The sequence below is a fragment of the Desulfomicrobium escambiense DSM 10707 genome, from assembly GCF_000428825.1.
GTDB classification, from domain to species: Bacteria; Desulfobacterota; Desulfovibrionia; order Desulfovibrionales; family Desulfomicrobiaceae; genus Desulfomicrobium; species Desulfomicrobium escambiense.
The window spans coordinates 117,644-135,232 of record NZ_AUAR01000010.1 but is presented as its reverse complement, the minus strand read 5'-3'; the positions used below and the strand labels follow the sequence as shown (position 1 = coordinate 135,232).

At 64.9% G+C, this 17,589-nt stretch carries 14 protein-coding genes; 5 read left to right on the top strand and 9 right to left on the bottom strand.

Annotation, left to right across the window (positions count from 1 at the left end):
* Window positions 1–49 precede the first annotated feature (49 nt).
* Together G394_RS0110910 and G394_RS0110905 are read left to right on the top strand one after the other, a co-directional pair.
* Window positions 50–646, top strand: a complete 597-nt coding sequence (locus G394_RS0110910) for a 5-formyltetrahydrofolate cyclo-ligase (protein ID WP_028577682.1) — start codon at window positions 50–52, stop codon at window positions 644–646.
* Window positions 643–1,380 carry a purine nucleoside phosphorylase YfiH/LACC1 family protein gene (locus G394_RS0110905; protein WP_028577681.1) on the top strand — a complete coding sequence of 246 codons (738 nt, stop codon included), beginning with the start codon at window positions 643–645 and terminating at the stop codon, window positions 1,378–1,380. The genes G394_RS0110910 and G394_RS0110905 overlap by 4 nt, the downstream gene beginning before the upstream one ends.
* Before the next feature lie 365 nt (window positions 1,381–1,745).
* On the opposite strand, the gene G394_RS20240 is transcribed toward G394_RS0110905, so the two are convergent.
* From G394_RS20240 to G394_RS0110885, 4 genes are all read right to left on the bottom strand, one after another.
* Window positions 1,746–2,096, bottom strand: a complete 351-nt coding sequence (locus G394_RS20240; protein ID WP_028577680.1) for a hypothetical protein — start codon at window positions 2,094–2,096, stop codon at window positions 1,746–1,748.
* A complete protein-coding gene (locus G394_RS0110895) occupies window positions 2,089–2,706 on the bottom strand; it encodes a DUF8043 domain-containing protein (protein ID WP_028577679.1) in 618 nt (205 codons plus the stop codon). Before G394_RS0110895 ends, G394_RS20240 begins: the two co-directional genes overlap by 8 nt.
* A gap of 61 nt (window positions 2,707–2,767) precedes the next feature.
* On the bottom strand, window positions 2,768–4,300 hold the full coding sequence (locus G394_RS0110890) for a glycosyltransferase family 9 protein (protein WP_028577678.1): 1,533 nt from the start codon (window positions 4,298–4,300) through the stop codon (window positions 2,768–2,770).
* A gap of 64 nt (window positions 4,301–4,364) precedes the next feature.
* Window positions 4,365–6,968, bottom strand: coding sequence for a tetratricopeptide repeat protein (locus G394_RS0110885; protein ID WP_028577677.1), 2,604 nt, complete (start codon window positions 6,966–6,968; stop codon window positions 4,365–4,367).
* A 176-nt stretch (window positions 6,969–7,144) separates the two neighbouring features.
* Here G394_RS0110885 and nadC point away from each other — a divergent pair, with 176 nt between their 5' ends.
* From nadC to nadB, 3 genes are read left to right on the top strand one after another with little or no spacing between them, the layout of a single operon-like run.
* Window positions 7,145–8,017: a carboxylating nicotinate-nucleotide diphosphorylase gene (nadC, locus tag G394_RS0110880; RefSeq protein ID WP_028577676.1), complete on the top strand. Its 873-nt coding sequence runs from the start codon at window positions 7,145–7,147 to the stop codon at window positions 8,015–8,017.
* Window positions 8,014–9,033, top strand: coding sequence for a quinolinate synthase NadA (nadA, locus tag G394_RS0110875; protein ID WP_051307119.1), 1,020 nt, complete (start codon window positions 8,014–8,016; stop codon window positions 9,031–9,033). The genes nadC and nadA overlap by 4 nt, the downstream gene beginning before the upstream one ends.
* 10 nt (window positions 9,034–9,043) lie before the next feature.
* Window positions 9,044–10,630, top strand: a complete 1,587-nt coding sequence (gene nadB, locus G394_RS0110870) for an L-aspartate oxidase (RefSeq protein WP_028577674.1) — start codon at window positions 9,044–9,046, stop codon at window positions 10,628–10,630.
* Window positions 10,631–10,696: 66 nt separating this feature from the next.
* Here nadB and G394_RS0110865 read toward each other — a convergent pair whose 3' ends face one another.
* From G394_RS0110865 to secD, 5 genes are all read right to left on the bottom strand, one after another.
* Complete coding sequence (locus G394_RS0110865) at window positions 10,697–12,403, bottom strand: PEP/pyruvate-binding domain-containing protein (RefSeq protein ID WP_028577673.1); 1,707 nt, start codon at window positions 12,401–12,403, stop codon at window positions 10,697–10,699.
* Window positions 12,404–12,470: 67 nt separating this feature from the next.
* Window positions 12,471–13,124, bottom strand: coding sequence for a hypothetical protein (locus G394_RS18875; protein ID WP_156902578.1), 654 nt, complete (start codon window positions 13,122–13,124; stop codon window positions 12,471–12,473).
* Window positions 13,125–13,283: 159 nt separating this feature from the next.
* On the bottom strand, window positions 13,284–14,528 hold the full coding sequence (locus G394_RS0110855; RefSeq protein ID WP_028577672.1) for a sulfite exporter TauE/SafE family protein: 1,245 nt from the start codon (window positions 14,526–14,528) through the stop codon (window positions 13,284–13,286).
* A 373-nt stretch (window positions 14,529–14,901) separates the two neighbouring features.
* On the bottom strand, window positions 14,902–15,975 hold the full coding sequence (gene secF, locus G394_RS0110850) for a protein translocase subunit SecF (protein WP_028577671.1): 1,074 nt from the start codon (window positions 15,973–15,975) through the stop codon (window positions 14,902–14,904).
* A gap of 10 nt (window positions 15,976–15,985) precedes the next feature.
* Window positions 15,986–17,581, bottom strand: a complete 1,596-nt coding sequence (gene secD / locus G394_RS0110845; RefSeq protein ID WP_028577670.1) for a protein translocase subunit SecD — start codon at window positions 17,579–17,581, stop codon at window positions 15,986–15,988.
* Between the last annotated feature and the right edge of the window lie 8 nt (window positions 17,582–17,589).

The following is a 17,589-nucleotide window of genomic DNA, read 5'->3' as shown; positions in this document are numbered from 1 at the left end:
TTTGAGTACGTGTCCATGCGCACATCATGGTAAAGGAGCGGCCACCGTCATGCAAGAGTCCAGCAAAACCCTTCTCCGCGCCGACATGCGCCAAAGGCGCCAGAGCCTGCCCCCCGAGACGGTGCTGGCGGACAGCGCACGCATCCTCGAACAGCTGATGTCCGAGGACCGCATCCGGCTGGCCCGTTCCGTCATGCTCTACCTGCCCGCCCGAAACGAGGTCGACACCTGGCCCCTGCTCGACCACTTCTGGGCCTGCGGAAGCGAAGTCTTGCTGCCGCGCTGCTGCGACGGCCGGCCGGGCATCATGGAGGCCTTCGCCGTGTCCTCGCGGGCCGAGCTCGGCCCGGGCTGCTTCGGACTGGTGGAACCCCTGCCCGAGGCGGCCCTGCGCGTGCCCGACCCGCAGCCCGAGGTCGTCCTGGTCCCGGCCCTGGCCTTCGACCGGCGCGGCTACCGCCTGGGTTTCGGCGGCGGCTACTACGACCGCTTCCTGCCCGCCCTGGCATGCCGCCCCCTGCTCATCGGCCCCGCCTACGCCTTCCAGCTCGTGGACACGCTCCCAACGGAGCCCTGGGACCATCCGGTCCACCTCGTCATCACCCCGGCGGAGACCCTCCGCACCCTCGCGGAGCCCCAGCCATGAGCATCGACCACATCGACTTCCGTTTCCCAGGCCTGGACAGGGTGCGCTGCATCTTCACCGCCAGAGACGGCGGCCGCAGCGCCGGCCCCTGGGCGTCGGCCAACCTCTCCCTGGAGGTGGGTGACGACGAGGCCGCCGTGCGGGCCAACCGTCAGGAACTGCGCCGGAATCTGGGTCTGAATGTCTGGCAGGAACTGCGGCAGGTGCACGGCCAGGCCATGCACTTCGACCTGGAGGACGACTTCATCGGGGGTGCGGTCCTGGAGGGGGACGGCCTGTGCACGAACAGGCCCGGACATGCCTTGGTCATGAAGACCGCAGACTGCCAGGCCCTGCTCATGGCGGACACGACGGGGCGCCACGTGGCCGCCCTGCACTGCGGGTGGAGGGGTAACGCCGTCAATTTTCCAGCGACGGGCGTAGGCGCATTCTGCGGACGCTACAACCTTTCGCCCGCCGACGTGCTCGTTGTTCGCGGCCCTAGCCTGGGTCCGGGCCACAGCGAATTCGTCAATTTCGAGACCGAATGGGGACCAACCTTCACCCCCTGGTTCAACCCCGCCACCCGGCGCATGGACCTCTGGGCCCTGACCCGCGACCAACTCACCGCCGCCGGCGTCAGGCCCGGCAACATCTTCTCCCTCGACATCTGCACCGCCTCGTCCCCGCAATTCTTCTCCTACCGCAGGGACAAGATCACAGGCCGCCAGACCGGCATCATCTGGATCGAATAGCCACGGTTTCGGAAAAGATGCCTCCGGGGTGCAGGGGACTCGTCCCCTGCACCCCGTTCATTTCTTTCTTTCCTCAATCCCTCTCGCATCGCCACAAGCGTTCCGCCGCGGGTCGGGCAAGGACTGTCGGCTGTCCGACCGAGCCAGGCATCGTTTGCTTCCCGGCCGTCAAACACCCAACGCGCCCCCCCTCTGCCCAAAACTCAAGGCCGGGAAGCATTACGAGGCCCGCGAGGAAGTTCCGACAAACCTTGACCGGCCCGCGACGGAACGCGTTTCCAGCAAAAAACGCAGCCCCCTCGGATGTCATTATCCTTGGGGGCTTCGAATTGAGCACGCGGATCTCATCATCCCACGGCGATCGCCTAGCCTTTGCGGCTGACCACGCTGCGGCCCAGGGGGGTGACCATGGCGCCGTTGCGGTAGCCCGTGATGCGCTTGTTTTCCCGACGCAGCTTCAGAAGCTCTTCCTTGAGGGACTGATGCAGCTTGCGCGCCTCGTGACGCAGCATGGCATTCATGTCCCGGATCTGCTCCAGCTTGTCGAGAAACGCCTCGTCCTGCCTGGCCGACTCGTCGCTCACATACATGCCGATGGCCTGCTCGCGTTCAAGGAGCACGGAACACAGGCGATCCGTGTCCCGCTCCCCGATGCTGGCCAGCTCTTCCCGGCACAGCCCCATGATACGCTCGTAGCCGTCGCCTGCCTCAGCCATGGCTGTTCTTCTTGACCGAGGCCTTCACGGACTCGCGCAGCTGGGCCACGATGGTCTTGGTCTTCTCGACGAGGGGCAGGTACTCGTATTCCAGCAGGTCGGCCAGCAGAATCCAGTCCTCGTTCTCCTGGATCTCGATCATCTCCGAGAAGAGCGAGGAGAGATCGCCCAGGGATTCTTCGAAATCCATCGACGAATCGGCCACGAATTCGTTTCTGAGCACGCCGACCATGTTCATGAAGTCGCGGTTGACCTCCAGCAGGTCCGAGTACAGCTCCAGGGCCTGTGCATCGTCGGCCTGCCGGAACAGGTCGGCGACCTGCCGTCCGGCCGTGGCCATGAGGGACACGACCTTGTAGAGTTCGCGGGTGATGCTCTGGGCCATCTCCGACGTGTGCACGGAGATGATCTCAACCCGGTCGATGTACGAGGCTTCCATGTCCTCGGCCTGATGGGGATAGATCTCCGAAAATGCCTCGTTATTGACCAGGACGTCCGTCACGATGCGGCTCTGCATCGACGTGTCCGACATGATTTTTTCGATGATCTGTTCGAGGTTCTCGAAATTGTGGACCTCGAGGGGGGTACGCTGGCCGTCTACGATGATCATTGTGCTGTCCTCCGCAGTGACAGGGGATAATTTTTCCGGATGCCTAGGGGCTAATCAACATTCATGCCAGCGCGAGCCGGCGTCCGAAGGCCGTCAGAAGTTCGCGGTAGGCCGCGCACTGGGCCAGGAAGGCCGGCATGTCCGCGGCCTGGTCCCGCGACTGGTATCGCCACATGGGATTGAGCACCCCCAGAGAGGGGCTGCCTGCAAAAATATCCTCGAGATTGCGGCAGTTGGCCAGGAATCTGGCCTTGACGGGCGAATCCGGACGCAGGGCCAGCAGGCGCCCCTGCTCCTCCAGGAGGGTCAGCATGAGGACGCAGCGCTCCAGTTCCGCGGCGAGGCTGCGGCGGAAGTCGGAGTCCCCGCCGGACCAGGCTGCAAGAACCTCGTCGCGGTCCTGGTCAAGAAATTGACGATAAACGTCGCGCTGAATCCCGATCCAGAGGCTGCGGTCTTCGTGCCCATGCCCGGACAGGGAGACGAGGTCCATGTACCCCCGCCCGTCGCGGCGGGCCGTCCAGACCCTGGCGGGGAACCCGGCCGGAACCGTCCGGTCGCCGGACATGGCCGACGCCAGCAGTTCGCCGACGGCACCGCCGTCCACGGCCTCCCGGCAGGCCATCCCGCGGGGGCAGCGCTCGCCGAAGGAGCACGGGTGGCACGGCAGGTCAGGTTCCAGGCTGATGGAGCCTTCCAGATAGGGGCCCGTGTCGAAGGGCTGGGCCGTGGCCAGGAAGACGGCGCAGACGGGCACGCCGAGGCCGGCTGCCAGGTGCATGGTGCCCGTGTCGTTGGTCAGCAGGAAGTCCATGCGCGAGAGGACCGCGGCCAGGGTAGGCAGGTCCGTGCGGCCGGTCAGGTCCGTGCAGGGATAGTCGGCCAGTTCCGCGAAACGACGCGCCAAGTGCCCTTCCGCCGCCGTGCCCAGGAGCACCGGCGTGCGGCCCGTGCGCGACAGGATGACGTGCCCCGCGCGGACGAAGGCCTCCACGGGCCAGCGCCGATAGTCCTGGCTGGCGCCGAGTTGGAAGGCCACATGACCGCCGGGAGTGTCCGCCAAAAGATCGGCGGCCCGGGCCCGGGCTGCCTGGTCCGGAGCCCGCAACCGGAACTCGCCGGGCGCGAGCCCGGCCACGCGCTGGAAAAGGTCCACCAGATTGAAGGGGCTGCAGCCGCGATAGGTCGAGGCAGCCTGCAGGAAAACGGCCCACGGCGTGGAGTAGTGCCCGAAGCCGTCGCGGTCCAGGCCGAAGCCCTGGACGTCGCCGCCATGGGAGGCGCGCCCGAGAAGGCGGGCCGCCAGGGTCGGCGTGAGGTTCAGGACGCTGTCCGGGGCGTCGGCCGCGGCCGAGTCCAGCCAGGCGCACAGCTCCGCTGCGGCCAGGGTCCAGTCCTGGTCCAGTCGCGCCAGAAGCCTGGCGCCCGGCAGCGGGCGGACGCCGTCGACGTCGCGCAGCAATGCCGCCGCGCCCTTGAAAGCGTCGAGGCAGACCAGGCTCGTTGTGGACCCTCGACCCTTGAGCCCGCTGAAAACGGGCTGGGTCTGCAGAAGATCGCCGAACCGGGTCAGATTGATGACCAGGGTGTGCATGCGAGAGGATCAAACAAAAGGCGTGCCAAGACATGCGCGCCCCTGCCCGGCTGCAGGGACGGCCCTACCCGGCCTCGTCCTTGTCCAGAATCTCGTTCTTGTAGGCTTCGAACCGGGACGCGGCCCGGATGGCCGTGCCGACGAAGGCCAGGAACGAGAAGAAGATGAGGGAGATGTTCAGGATCAGCCACCTGTCCTGGCGCAGGTCGCGGCCCATGAAATTCTGGTCGGGCACCAGATAGTAGAATGCGGCGGACAGTGCGCCGGCCAGAACCAGGGCCGCGATTTCGAAGATGAGCAGGTATTTGCCCGAAAGCAACAGGAAGAGGATGCCGTTGCGCACGCCCTGCAGGAAGAGGAGCTTCTTTTCGAGGACGGCCAGCCCCTGCTCGGCCTCGCGCATGGCCTCGTGCCCCTGCCGGAACTTCTCGGGCACGTAGAGGTCCAGATGGCTGATGAGGCTGAGCTTCTCCCCGCAGGCATTGAACTGTTTGCTGAAGGACCCGAGCATCGACGGGAACGGGAACCAGGACGCCTCGCGCTGGATGGACTTGAGCCGTTCCAGGATGGTCTTGCGCCGGACCGACAGTCCCTGGATGTCCTTCTTGACCCTGGCCTGGATGTCGGCGCGGATGACGATGGTGCCCCGCAAGAGCCGAGCCATGGAGGCGTAGTTGTTGACCCCGGCGTAGCTGTTCAGTTCCTCGATGCGCTCGTGGAAGGACTGGTAGGCGTCGTGGTCCACGGGCAGCCACTTGGCCAGGAGGTCCGGCAGATGCTCCACGGAGCCGATGACCTCGGCCGCCTTGGCCCGGGCCTCGTCCCACACCTCCCACAGGTCGCCCAGCAGGTGGGAACGGCCCGACTCCAGTTCCGGGTCCAGCAGGACGACGCTGAAATAGTCCGGGTCGTCCCTGATCAGGTCGCGGATCACGGCCTGGGCCTCGTTCAGATAGCCGGACTTGATGAGGCAGACGGCCTGCCGGTACCTGGCCCTGGTCAGGCCGGGAGACTCGTTGCAGGCCCGGCTGTAGAGCCTGATGGCCTCGCGGAAGTCGCCCGAAACCTCCTTCAGGCGCCCTTGCAGCATCTGGATGTAGGAACGCTGCAGCCCGGTGTAGGCCAGGCTTTCGGCCTCCTCCCAGAACCCTGCGGCGCGCTTGAACTCGTCGCGCTCCATGGCCATGAAGCCCAGCAGAACCCGGGGCTGGTAGTTCTTGGCGGACTTGAGCACGAAACGGTCGAGCTTCTCCATGGCGCGTTCCTGGTTCCCGGCCCGCATGCCGTCCAGGGCGTCGCGGAGGTCCTCGTCGACCTGGGGGCGCTGGTCCTCGATGCCGCGCGGCCACTCCTTGCCCCTGGCCTTCCAGACCATGGCCATCATGCGCAGCTGGCAGACCAGGTTGACCTCGAACAGGGCCTGCACCGTCAGGGCGTGATCACCCTTTTCGGCCACGAGGGCCGTGAGTCCGCGCAGGACGTCGGGTGCGAGCTCCTTTTCCAGGGCCGTCATGACGCCCGGCAGGGCGTCGAGATCGATGCGCGCGAAGCGGGACATTTCGGACACGTGAACGTTGCCGGGCTGCAAGACCCTGGTCGGGCACTTGCGGGGGATGTGCGAACGCAGGCCGCAGTAGAAACACGGACTCTCCGAACCCGATACGAGGCTGGTCGGCAGGAAGACATTGAGACGGCCGTGTCTGCGGCCGCCCTTGCCCGACTGGAAGCGGACCTGGAAGAGGTCCGAGATCTTCGAGCTGTCCATGGACTGCCGCGAGTCTCCAGGGGTGATCCGCGGGTCCGCGATCTGAAAGATCGTGGACAGGGGCATGTGCAGCGTGTTGGCTTCCAGAGGCTCCAGCATGTAGCGGACCTTGGAGGCGAAATCCGGCGAAAAGGACTGGTCCCCCGCCTCCACGGCCATGTACTGGCACGGCCACGGAGGGTGCTCCTTGTCCTCGAGCAGGGTCAGGAGCTCCTGCGTCAGGCGGGCCATGACGCGGGGAGACTGGACGCGCAGGACGATGTTCTGGTCCTCGGCGTGCAGATACGAAATCTTCAGTTGCGACAGGATGTTCTCGACCCGTTCGAAGTACCCGCGCCAGCCCTTGGAGAAGAGCTTGTCCTGGCGGACGCCCTGGGGGCGGATGACCCACAGCCAGCTCATGCTGAAGGACACGCTGACTTGGTCGTTGGCGTCCAGTTCGAACCAGTCCCCGGTCAGGCCGTCGGGGTTCTGGACGTGCTTGAAGGACAGGCCGGCCAGACTGCGCCCCACCTCCCGCAGACGGGCGCTGACGCGGACCGTGAGGCGCTTGGGGTACTCCGCGCAGAGGCGCTGCAGCTCGGACTTGACCTTGAGGGACTGTTCGAGATGCTCGTCCACGACCAGGCTGGCCTCGAACACCGTGATGGCCGTGGCCATGGGGTGCAGCCGGGCCCAGTTGTGCAGGCGGGCCAGGCCAAGCATGACCTCCGGTGCCGGGAAGAACCACAGGGACTGCGTGCTCTCCGTCGCCAGGGACCAGCCCCCGATGTCCGTCAGGGACTGGAAGAAGCTGACGGGCACGGCCTGGGCATGCACGAGCCAGCAGGCATAGCCGTTGCAGAGAAGCCGCGGCTTCACGTTCTTCGTGACCCTGGTCAGCAGGGATTCGATGCAGGTCATGCGCTCCTCCGGCTGCGTGGACTGCGAGGACGGTTCATTCGGATACACTCCATGGGCCAACATGACACGCGGCCCCGCCGAGCGCAACCCGTGGCGAACCATTGCGGCTTGACGGCGGAAGGCGCTTTTCCTAGTCAAAAACCCTGACCGCAACACCCCCCATGCAAGGAACGCGCATGTTTTCTCAATTCTTTTGCAACGACCGCCTGGCCATGCTGCATCGACTGGTGGACCTGGCCCTGGAGGAGGACGGGCTGGACCTGACCTCCGAAGCCCTTTTCCCGCCGGCGTCGATGCTCCAGGCATCCATCGTGGCCAAGGAGGACGCCGTGGTGGCGGGCCTGCCCCTCATCTCCGTGGTGCTGGGGCGCATGGGCTGCGCCGACCCCGTCGTGACCCTGCTGGCGTCCGACGGCGACACGGTCGAGAGCGGCCGGGAAGTGGCCCGCATCCTGGCCCCGGCATCGATCTTGCTCAAGGCCGAACGGGTCATCATGAACTTCGTCTGCCACCTCTCGGGCGTGGCCGGCGCGACGCGGCGCTTCGTGCAGGCCGTCGAGGGCACGGGAGTGCGGGTTCTGGACACGCGCAAGACCACGCCCGGACAGCGCTACCTGGAAAAGTACGCGGTGCGCATGGGCGGAGGCCACAACCACCGGGCCAACCTCGAAGAGATGCTCATGCTCAAGGACAACCACATCGACCAGGCCGGCTCCATCACCGAGGCCGTGCGCAGGGTGCGGGCGGCCTACGCCGTCTGCCCGCCCCTGGAGATCGAGTGCCGGACCCTCGACGACGTGCGCGAGGCCGTGGCCCTGTCCCCGGAGCGCATCATGCTCGACAACATGCCGCCCGACACGGCCGCCCGGGCCCTGGCCCTCGTCCCGGCGCACATCGAGTCCGAGATCAGCGGCAACGTGACGCTTTCGACCATCAGGACCCTGGCCGAACTCCGGCCGACCTTCATTTCCACCGGCGCCATCACCCACTCCGCACCCGTGGCGGACTTTTCCATGCGCCTGACATCAACCCACAGGGGGCACGCATGACGCCGACCCGGACCATCACCGCACGCAAGGAAGCGCTGGGCACGAAGCTCTGCATCCTGGCCCACCACTACCAGGCCGATGACGTGGTCCGCCACGCGGACATCCTGGGCGACTCCCTCGAACTGGCCCAGCGCATCGACGGCCTGGACGCCGAGCACATCGTCTTCTGCGGCGTGCACTTCATGGCCGAGACCGCGGCCATCCTGGCCAGAACGGGGCAGAAGGTACACATCCCCGACGAAAACGCCAGCTGCGTCATGGCCGACATGGTGCCCGCGGCCCTGGCGGAGAAGGTCCTGACGGCCCTCAACCGGGACGGGGCGCACATCATCCCCCTGACCTACGTCAACTCCTCGGCCGCCGTGAAGGCCGTCTGCGGCAGGCACGGCGGCAGCGTCTGCACGTCGGCCAACGCCAAGACCATGATGAGCTGGGCCCTGGGCCAGGGCGACGGCGTGCTGTTCATGCCCGACGCCAATCTCGGACGGAACACGGCGCGCGCCCTGGGCATCGACCCTGCCCGGACCATGCGCCTCGACATCCGCGGCCAGGGACGCTTCGTGCCGGCCGCCGACCCGTCGGCGAGCATCTACCTCTGGCCCGGCCTGTGCGCCGTCCACGCCCTGTTCCACACCGAACACGTCTCGGCCATCCGCCGCGACGAGCCCGGCGCCCTGGTCCTGGTCCACCCCGAATGCAGCCCCGAGGTCGTGGCCATGGCCGACGGCGCGGGCTCGACCTCGTACCTCATCAAGGCCGTGGCCGAGGCCCCGGCCGGCAGCACCATCTACGTCGGCACCGAGTGGAATCTGGTCAACCGCCTGGCGCTGCGCCACACCGACAGGACCGTCCGTCCGCTGCGCACGGCCCTGTGCTCGAACATGGCCAAGATCACCGAAGAAAACCTGGCCCGCACTCTCACGGCCCTGGACACGGCCGAGCCCGTGCGGGTCGACGACGACATCGCCCAGCCCGCGCGCATAGCCCTGCAGCGCATGCTCGACGCCTGCCGATAGGACACATGTCATGACATCCTCTCGCATGAAAACCGAGGTCCTGGTCATCGGATCGGGCATCGCCGGCTGCACCGCGGCCCTGTGCCTGGCCGACAAGGGACGCGAAGTGACCCTGCTCTCTTCCGGCTCCACCCTCGACAACGGCAACACCGCCCTGGCCCAAGGCGGCATCATCTACAAAAACCCCGAGGAAACGCCGGAACAGCTGGCGCGGGACATCACCAAGGCCGGGTGGGAGTTCAACTACGCCGACGCCGTCAGCCATCTCTGCGAAGAAGGGCCGCGGGCGGTGGAGCGCATTCTCCTGGAGCGCGTGCAGGTGCCCTTCGACCGCACCGAGAGCGGCGACTTCTACCTGACCCGGGAAGGCGGCCACTCCGTGCACCGCATCCTGACCTGCGCCGACTACACGGGCCGGGCCATCCAGGACAGTCTGGTCAAGGCCGTGCTGGCCCACCCCAACATCCGGGTCCTGTTCCGCCGCACGGCCATCGACCTGCTGGCCACCCGCCACCACTCCACAAAACTCGAATACCGCTACCAGCTGAACAACCAGTGCGTCGGGGCCTACGTCTTCAACGGCGAGACGGGCGAGCCAAACACCATCCTGGCCGACTTCACGGTCCTGTGCACCGGAGGCCTCGGGCAGATCTTCCTGCACACGACCAACACGTCCTCGTCCATCGGCTCGGGCATGGCCATGGCCCACCGCGCCGGGGCCACGGTCATGAACCTGGAGTACATCCAGTTCCACCCCACGGCCCTCTTCCACCGCTCGGACCGCAAGTTCCTCATTTCCGAGGCCGTGCGCGGCGAGGGCGCCAGGCTCTTCAACGTCAAGGGCGAGCGCTTCATGGCCCGCTACGACGAGCGCATGGAACTGGCCCCGCGCGACATCGTGGCCCGGGCCATCGTCGACGAGATGCTGAAAAGCGGAGAGGACTGCGTCTTCCTGGACGCTGCCAACTTCGTGGATCAGAACCTGCGCAAGCGCTTCCCGACCATCTACGCCAAGTGCAAGGAAATCGGCATCGACATGTCCAAGGACCCCATCCCGGTGGTCCCGGCGGCGCATTATTCCTGCGGCGGCGTGCTGGTGGACAGGCGCGGGCGCAGCACCCTGGAGGCGCTGTACGCGGCGGGCGAAATCGCCTGCACGGGCGTGCACGGGGCCAACCGCCTGGCCTCGACCTCGCTGCTGGAAGGGGTGTTGTGGGGGATGAGCGCGGCCGACGACATCAACCAGCGCTATGCGGAAAATTCGTGCGCCCTGTGCCAGCGCCTGCAGGACTCCATCGCGGACTGGATCACCTCCGGCAAGACCGAGATGGAGGACCCGGCCCTCATCAACCAGGACTGGGCCACCATCCGCAGCACCATGTGGAACTACATGGGCATCGTGCGCACCACGCCGCGCCTGGAACGCGCCTTCGAGGACCTGCGCAACCTGAACAAGAGGCTGCACACCTTCTATCGCTCCATCCGCGTCTGCAAGGAATCCGTGGACCTCTTCCACGGCTGCCAGACGGCCTACATCGTGACCACGGCGGCGCTGCGCAACAAGACCACGCGCGGCTGCCACTACCGCAAGGATTAGCGGGCCGTTTTTCAACGACCTGCTCGTCCTGAATTTTCAACAGTCGGCTGGACGGGACCGGGAGAATCAGAGGGGGTTGGAACGCGCTTCCACGACCAGCCGGCGAAAGGCGGCCGCCCCCTCCCCCGCGTCCATGGCGGCCGCGTCCGCGCCCCTGACCTGCAGCCAGGCCACCAGCAGTCCCAGTCCAACCAGATTGCGCTGGATGAACACGTCCTCCACGCCGCTGCGCATAGCCGTCAGATAGTTGCCCCGCGAATCCACCGCGAACCCCTCCGCCTCCAGAATGGCGCGGACAGTCTCGACCAGCCGCACCCGCTCCCTGGCGCCCGGCCCGCCGAACATGCAGCGGAACTGGATATAGCCTGGGGTTTCGTCCTCACACCGGCACTCCACGACATACAGATTCTGCTCCAGCCGCAGGGTGCAGTGCATGAAGCACTGGGCCAGGACCGCGTAGCTGCTGTAGTGCGGCATGGCCGAGGCCTCGCCGTGCGGGGCTTCGCCGTGCTCGGACACGGGCCAGGTCACGACCGGGTTGACGAGGCCCATAAGGAAGGACCAGGCCGGGATGGAACGCACGTCCTCCATGGAGATGACCGCCCGTTCCGCAGCCGTGGGAAAAAGGCCGCCGCCGAGGTTGAAGGAGTTGATGACGACCGGAATCTCCAGACGCATCTGCTTGATGCCGCTCAGGCCGCGCGCAGGCTCGCCGGCGAAGGCGAAAATCTGGGACAGTCCGCGTTCCAGGCAAAGGCAGACCAGATCGTGCAGGGAACGGCACTGTTCGGGCCGCAGAGCCTCGCCCTGGGCGCGGAAGACATGCAGCTGGCTGATTCGCGGGACGATCTGCCCCACACGGCGCAACAGGGCCCCGGCGTCCGGCTTCCCCCGCCACAGATCGCAGGCTTTCGCCGCATCCTTTCCGCCCGGATAGACCAGCACCGTCAGGGGGTGCTCCTCGTCAGCCAGGCCGAGCCCAAGGCGCAGGGTCAGGGACGACGGCGAGAATTTGCAGCACACCGCACCGATCCAGGCCGTGAAAAAGTCGGCCGCACGCACCCCGCTCTGCCTGCCGATAAGCACCGCATCCTCGCCGCTGCCGACCAGCACCAGCACGTCCAGCAGTTCACCCCCCGTGGTCAGCTCCGTGGCCTCGATCTCCAGTTCCGCGCACAGGCGTTCGGGCAGTCTTGCGGACAGGAGCATGGACACGAGCTTTTCGCTCACGGCCTCGACCAGGGCCTCGTCGGAAAGGTCGAGCTGGCGCAGCAGCGCGTCGAGTCGCGGACGCAGGTCGTTGGCCTCGACGAGATACTGGTACAGGGCAGGCGTGATGACGAGCCCGGACTCGCCGACCGCATCGGGCAGATGCATGCGGACCCAGGCCAGCGGATGCCCCGGACGGACGCCGGCAATGGCTTCAAGATAGGGAGGGGTCGCGGCGATGGCCGCATGTGCCGTGGACATCCTGGCGTAGAAGGCGAGTTTGGTGAACCAGTCGTGCGCATCCATGAACTCAACGGGATTCATGGCCTGCAGGAGGTCCACGAGTTTCCGGATGCCTATGGTCAGCCTGTCGGTCAGCTTCGAGATCATGCTCCAGTCAACGACCCTGTCGCCCGTCAGGAGCTCGTCATAGGTGGCCAGCAATGAGAAGCAGAAGGCCGACTGCCTCTGGATGTCCCGGAATGCGTTGTATTTGACGCGCGGAATCGAGCCGGGCGCGAACGTCTCGAAAGTCCAGTGAGAGAAGAGGCCGAATTCGCCCATCACCTCTCCCCGCCCCGTCCGGTTACGAGGCCGGCAGCAACGCGCCGGACGTTCTCGATCCCCCGCCTCATGGCTTTTCCTTCCCCTCCGGCCCATCCTTTTCGTTCACAACCGTCGCATCGGCATCCCGTTCCGGCGAAGGCTTGAGCAGTTCCACGAAAGACAGCATTTCCTCGCCCTTGCCGTGCCTGGTCCATTCAAGGACCCGACGGTAGGCAGGCAACATGCGCATGATCTTTCCGTAGGCGAGACGCGTCGCTATGTAGATCGGTATGAAAAAGAACGGATAGAAAACGCTGGTCCCCACACCCGGGATCGAAAAGGGCAAATCCATGGAGATGCCGCCGAAGCGCATCTCCATCCAGGCGAGGGCGAAAGGCAGCGGCCAGATGGACAGGGCGAACGCTCCTGCCTGACTGAAAAAATATTTGCCGAAGGCTTCATGGGCCTGCTTGTTGACGGCCTTGTAAGCGTCCTTGTCGGAACTGCGCAGTGCCTGCACCGACAGATTGTGATGTTTGACCATTTCGTCGTGATAGGCGCCGTAGACCTTCCTGTTCAGCCTGCGGGCCAGAATGGACGTGACATCGCCAAACATCACGCAAACAAGGTTCAGGATCAGGGAACCGACCAGAAAACCCACCCAGGGTTCGTCGGACACGCGGAATGCCCAGATCACAAAGGGGTCAAGGGCAACAAGAAAATCCCGGAACATACCCATAGGTTCGTCAGTCCTTGATGAAATAGTGCGAGGACGATCCCGCCGTGCTTCGACCTAAAGCCATAACCGAGTCCGACGGCCTCGACAATTGTGAAAAGGGAGAAAAAAAGGCCCCGGCATGAACCGGGGCCTTCGCGACAGCCTGCAGAAGCGGAACGACTAGCCGAAGATCTTGTAGTCGAAGAAGCCGCGCAGGACGTAATCGATACCGACGTACAGCGCCAGCACGATGAAGATGCGCTTGAGCAGCTTGTCGGAGAGGTACTTGGACGTATAGGGACCGACGATGGAACCGATGGCGATACCGACCATCTCGGTGCCGATCAGGGCCCAGTCAATGGGAGTACCCTTGGTCATGAGCGTCAGGATGCTGGTGATCATGCTGACCAGAACGGCCAGGGCGGAAGTGCCGGCGGCCAGGTACATGGGCAGTTCGGTGATGGCGGTCAGGAAGGGCACCAGCAGGAAGCCGCCGCCGACGCCGAGGAACGCGGCCACGGCGGAGATGACGACACCGCCGACGATGGGCAGGATGGGGTTGAAGCTGAAATTGACGCCGCAGAAGGTGAAGTCGACCTTGGAGATGCTCATGCCGAGAATCTTCACGCCGGTCGGGGCTGCGCCGCTGCCGGCCTTCTGAGCCTTGACGGCCTCTTCAAAAGCCTTGGCAGCCTGCTTGGCCTTGCTCTTTTTGGCCTGACCCGCGGCGGAAGTATCCCAGAACAGGAACATGCCCAGACCCAGGACGAACAGACCAAACCAGCCCTGATACTGCGAGAAGGACACCTTGCCGGCGGTCAGAGTGGCGGAACCCCAGGCGCCCAGCAGGGAGCCGAGGCCCAGTGCGATGGCCAGAGGGAACACGAGGCGGCCCATCTTGCCGTAGTTGATGGAGGAGATCAGGGCGGACAGACCGACCAGGAACTGGTTGGATGCACGAATGGAGTCCGTGACGGTCTTGTTCAGCTCAGGGGCGGTGCCCTTGAACGTCTTTGCATAGGCGCCGAGACCGAAGATCGTCATGTGGCCGACACCGGCCATGACGCCGCCGAAAGCGCCGACGGTGGAGAAGATCCAGCCTACCCAGATCGCCCAGATCAGAGCCAGAATGACGTTGACCTGCGGCGCGCCGGGGATGCCCAGGAAGCCGGCGGGCTTGGCCGGATCGATCTGACCCTTTTCGGTGCCCACGGGGGCCTTGGCGATGGCCATCTGCAGCTTGTTGCCGGCAGGAGCGGCGGCCTTGGTCGCTTCGGCGGCAGGGGCGGCGGCAGGTGTGGCGGCCTGTTCGACAGCCGCGGGCGCAGCCTGCGGGGCGGAAGCGTTGTCCTGAGCCCACAGGGGCGCGGATACGCACGCCAGAGCGACAAGTGCGGTTACGATCATGACATAAAAACGTTTCATAAAACCTCCCTTTCTCTCCCGTTGTACAAAGATGTGGTTCTGACCGAAAATTTTCCTCGCCATCGTCGACAGAGCGCCTTTGGAGACGAAAACATGCAAAAATTGTTAGCCCCCTCTACCACCACTCCGGAAAAATTGGCAACTTTCGCGTGCCGATAACGGCACTTGCACCTTTTGTCACATTTTTCACCAAATGCAGGAGCAGATTCCTGTCATTTTGACCGTCATTTAGTTATAAATTTCACAATATGCGCCGTCACACTCCGCCCGTTTCGTTCAAAGCCGGTGCAAAGAAATTGTAACAGCCCGTTTTTTTCCCCAAAAAAAAAAGCGCTCCGAAGAGCGCTTTGAATACGATGAAACCGAAGCGGACTCAGGCTGCAGCGGCCTTGGGAGCATCCTCCACGTCAATGCGCGGCTTGAAAAAGCCAAGCACGGGGGCGGCGACATAGATGGAGGAGTAGGTTCCGGCCAGGACGCCCAGCAGCATGCACAGGGCGAAGTCGTGGATCACGCCTCCACCGAAGATGTAGAGGGCCAGGACGGCCAGGAAGGTCGTGCCCGAGGTGATGATGGTCCGGGACAGGGTCTGGTTCACGGAACGGTTGATGACCGTATCCAGCGAGGGCGCGACCTTGGCCCGCAGGTTTTCGCGGATACGGTCGTAGACGATGATGGTATCGTTCAGGGAGTAGCCGACGATGGTCAGGAGCGCCGCGATGATGGTCAGGTCGACGTCCTTGTTCATGAGGGAGAAGAACCCCAGCGGAATCATGACGTCGTGGATGAGGGCGACCATGGCGCCCAGGGCGTACTTGAGCCGCAGCACCACGCACAGCACCAGCGTGGCGACGGTGGCCGCGATGACGGACATGCTCGTGGGTGCGTTCAGAAGGTCGAGGACATAGACCACCGCGGAAAGCCCGGCGGCCATGAAGCCGGCGACCATCCACTTCTGCTCGAAGCGTCCGGAAATGTAGGTTGCGATGAGCAGTACGGCGTAGAAGATGGCCTGCAGCGCCTTCTCTCGCAGGTCGGCACCGACCTTGGGCCCGACCATTTCCAGACGCTGGATCTCGTGCGCTCCGGCTCCGAACTGGGCGTCGAGCCCGGCGGAAACCGCGTCGCGGACCTGGTTAGTCGACTGGTCGGCGAAGGAGACGCGCAGCAGCACCTCGTGGTCGGCGGCGTCACCGAAGTCCTGCACGACGAGACCGGGCAGAACCGGGCTGTTGAGCGCCGTGCGGATCTTGTCGAGTTCGGCATCCTGGGTGAATCGCACCTGGACGTTGAAACCACCTGCGAAGTCGATGCCGTACTGCGGCCCGCCCTTGAAAAGCAGGGACAGCGTACCGGCGATGAGCAGCACCGCGGAGAGGATGTAGGCGTATTTGCGCAGCCCGACGAAATCTACATTCGTGTCGTGTCTGATCAGTTCAAAGGACATGGTCGGCTCCTTAAATGCTCGGTTGGGTTCCGGGCTGCCTTCTGGCCAGCCAGGCGTCGAAGAAGATGCGGGACACGAAGATCGCCGTGAACATGGACGCCAGGATGCCAAGCGTCAGGGTCACGGCGAAGCCGCGCACGGGCCCGGTGCCGAACTGGTACAGGATGACGGCGGCGATGACCGTGGTCAGGTTGGAATCGAGGATGGTCACGGTCGCACGGGAAAAGCCGTTGCCAATGGCCGACGCCACGGATTCGCCGTGGCGCAGTTCCTCGCGGATGCGTTCGTAGATGAGCACGTTGGCGTCCACGGCCATGCCCAGCGTCAGGATGATGCCGGCGATGCCAGGCAGGGTCAGCGTCGCGCCGAAGGCGGCCAGCCCGGCCAGGATCAGCATGATGTCGAGAACGACCTCGAAGGCCGCGATGAGTCCGGCCTTGCGGTAGTATACCGACATGAAGACAACCACGAACACGCCTCCGATCAGCGCGGCGATCATGCCGGCGTCGATGGATTCCTGCCCGAGGGAAGGACCGACCGTCCGTTCCTCGAGGATGGTCACGGGCGCCGGGAGGGAGCCGGCCCGCAGGACGACCGCCAGGTCGTGGGCCTCTTCGGTCGTGAAGTGGCCGGTGATGGAGGCGCGACCGCCGCCGATGCGGTCCTGGATGACCGGGGCGGAGTGGACCGTGCCGTCGAGCACGATGGCCAGGCGCTTCTTGACGTTGGCAGCGGTCACGTCCTCGAAGATGCGGGCCCCGCGGGCGTTGAAATTCATGCCGACGTAGGCCTGACCGTACGAGTCGAACTGCACGTTGGCGTCGGTGATGTACTCGCCCGTGAGCACGACCTCGGACTTGAGGACGATGGGGGTCTTGACCTCCGCACCGCCGCGCTTGTCGACGAGATAGGCGAGTTCGCTCTCGGCGGGCACCTTGCCGGCCACGGCGGCCTGGACGTCGGCACCCTCGTCGACCAGCTTGAATTCGAGATGGGCTGTGCGGCCGATGATGTTGATGGCCCGCTTGGGGTCGTCGAGGCCAGGCAACTGTACGATGATGCGGTTGTCCTGCTGCTTGCGGATGTCGGGCTCGGCCACGCCGAACTGGTCGATGCGGTTGCGGATGGTCTTGAGGGCCTGATCCATGGTCAGATCCTCGAGATATTTGATGTACTTCTCCGAGGCCGTCAGTACGTAGCGCATCTGACCGTTGCCTGATTCCTCGCGCGTGGTCACATCGAAGCTGCCGAAGCGCGCCTTGAGCAGGTCGTCGATCTCAGGCTGCTGCTCCTTCTTGACCAGGGTGAACTCCAGCTGGCGCGTGCCCAGCAGACGAGGCCGCAGGACGAGCACCTTTTTTTCGCGGGCCTCGACCCTCAAATCCTGGCCGGCGCTGGTAATGGCGTTGGCCAGGGCGGTGTCGAGATCCACGCCCAGGGTCAGGTGGATGCCGCCCTTGAGGTCCAGACCGAGGTTGATTTCTTCGGACGGCAGCACGGCCCCCAGCGAAGAAGTGCGAATCGAAGGAATGGACGGCAGGACGTAAATCAAGGCCACCACAATCACGAACGCGGCAAGCAATGCCCTCCAGCGCAAACTACCCATGAGCGTCA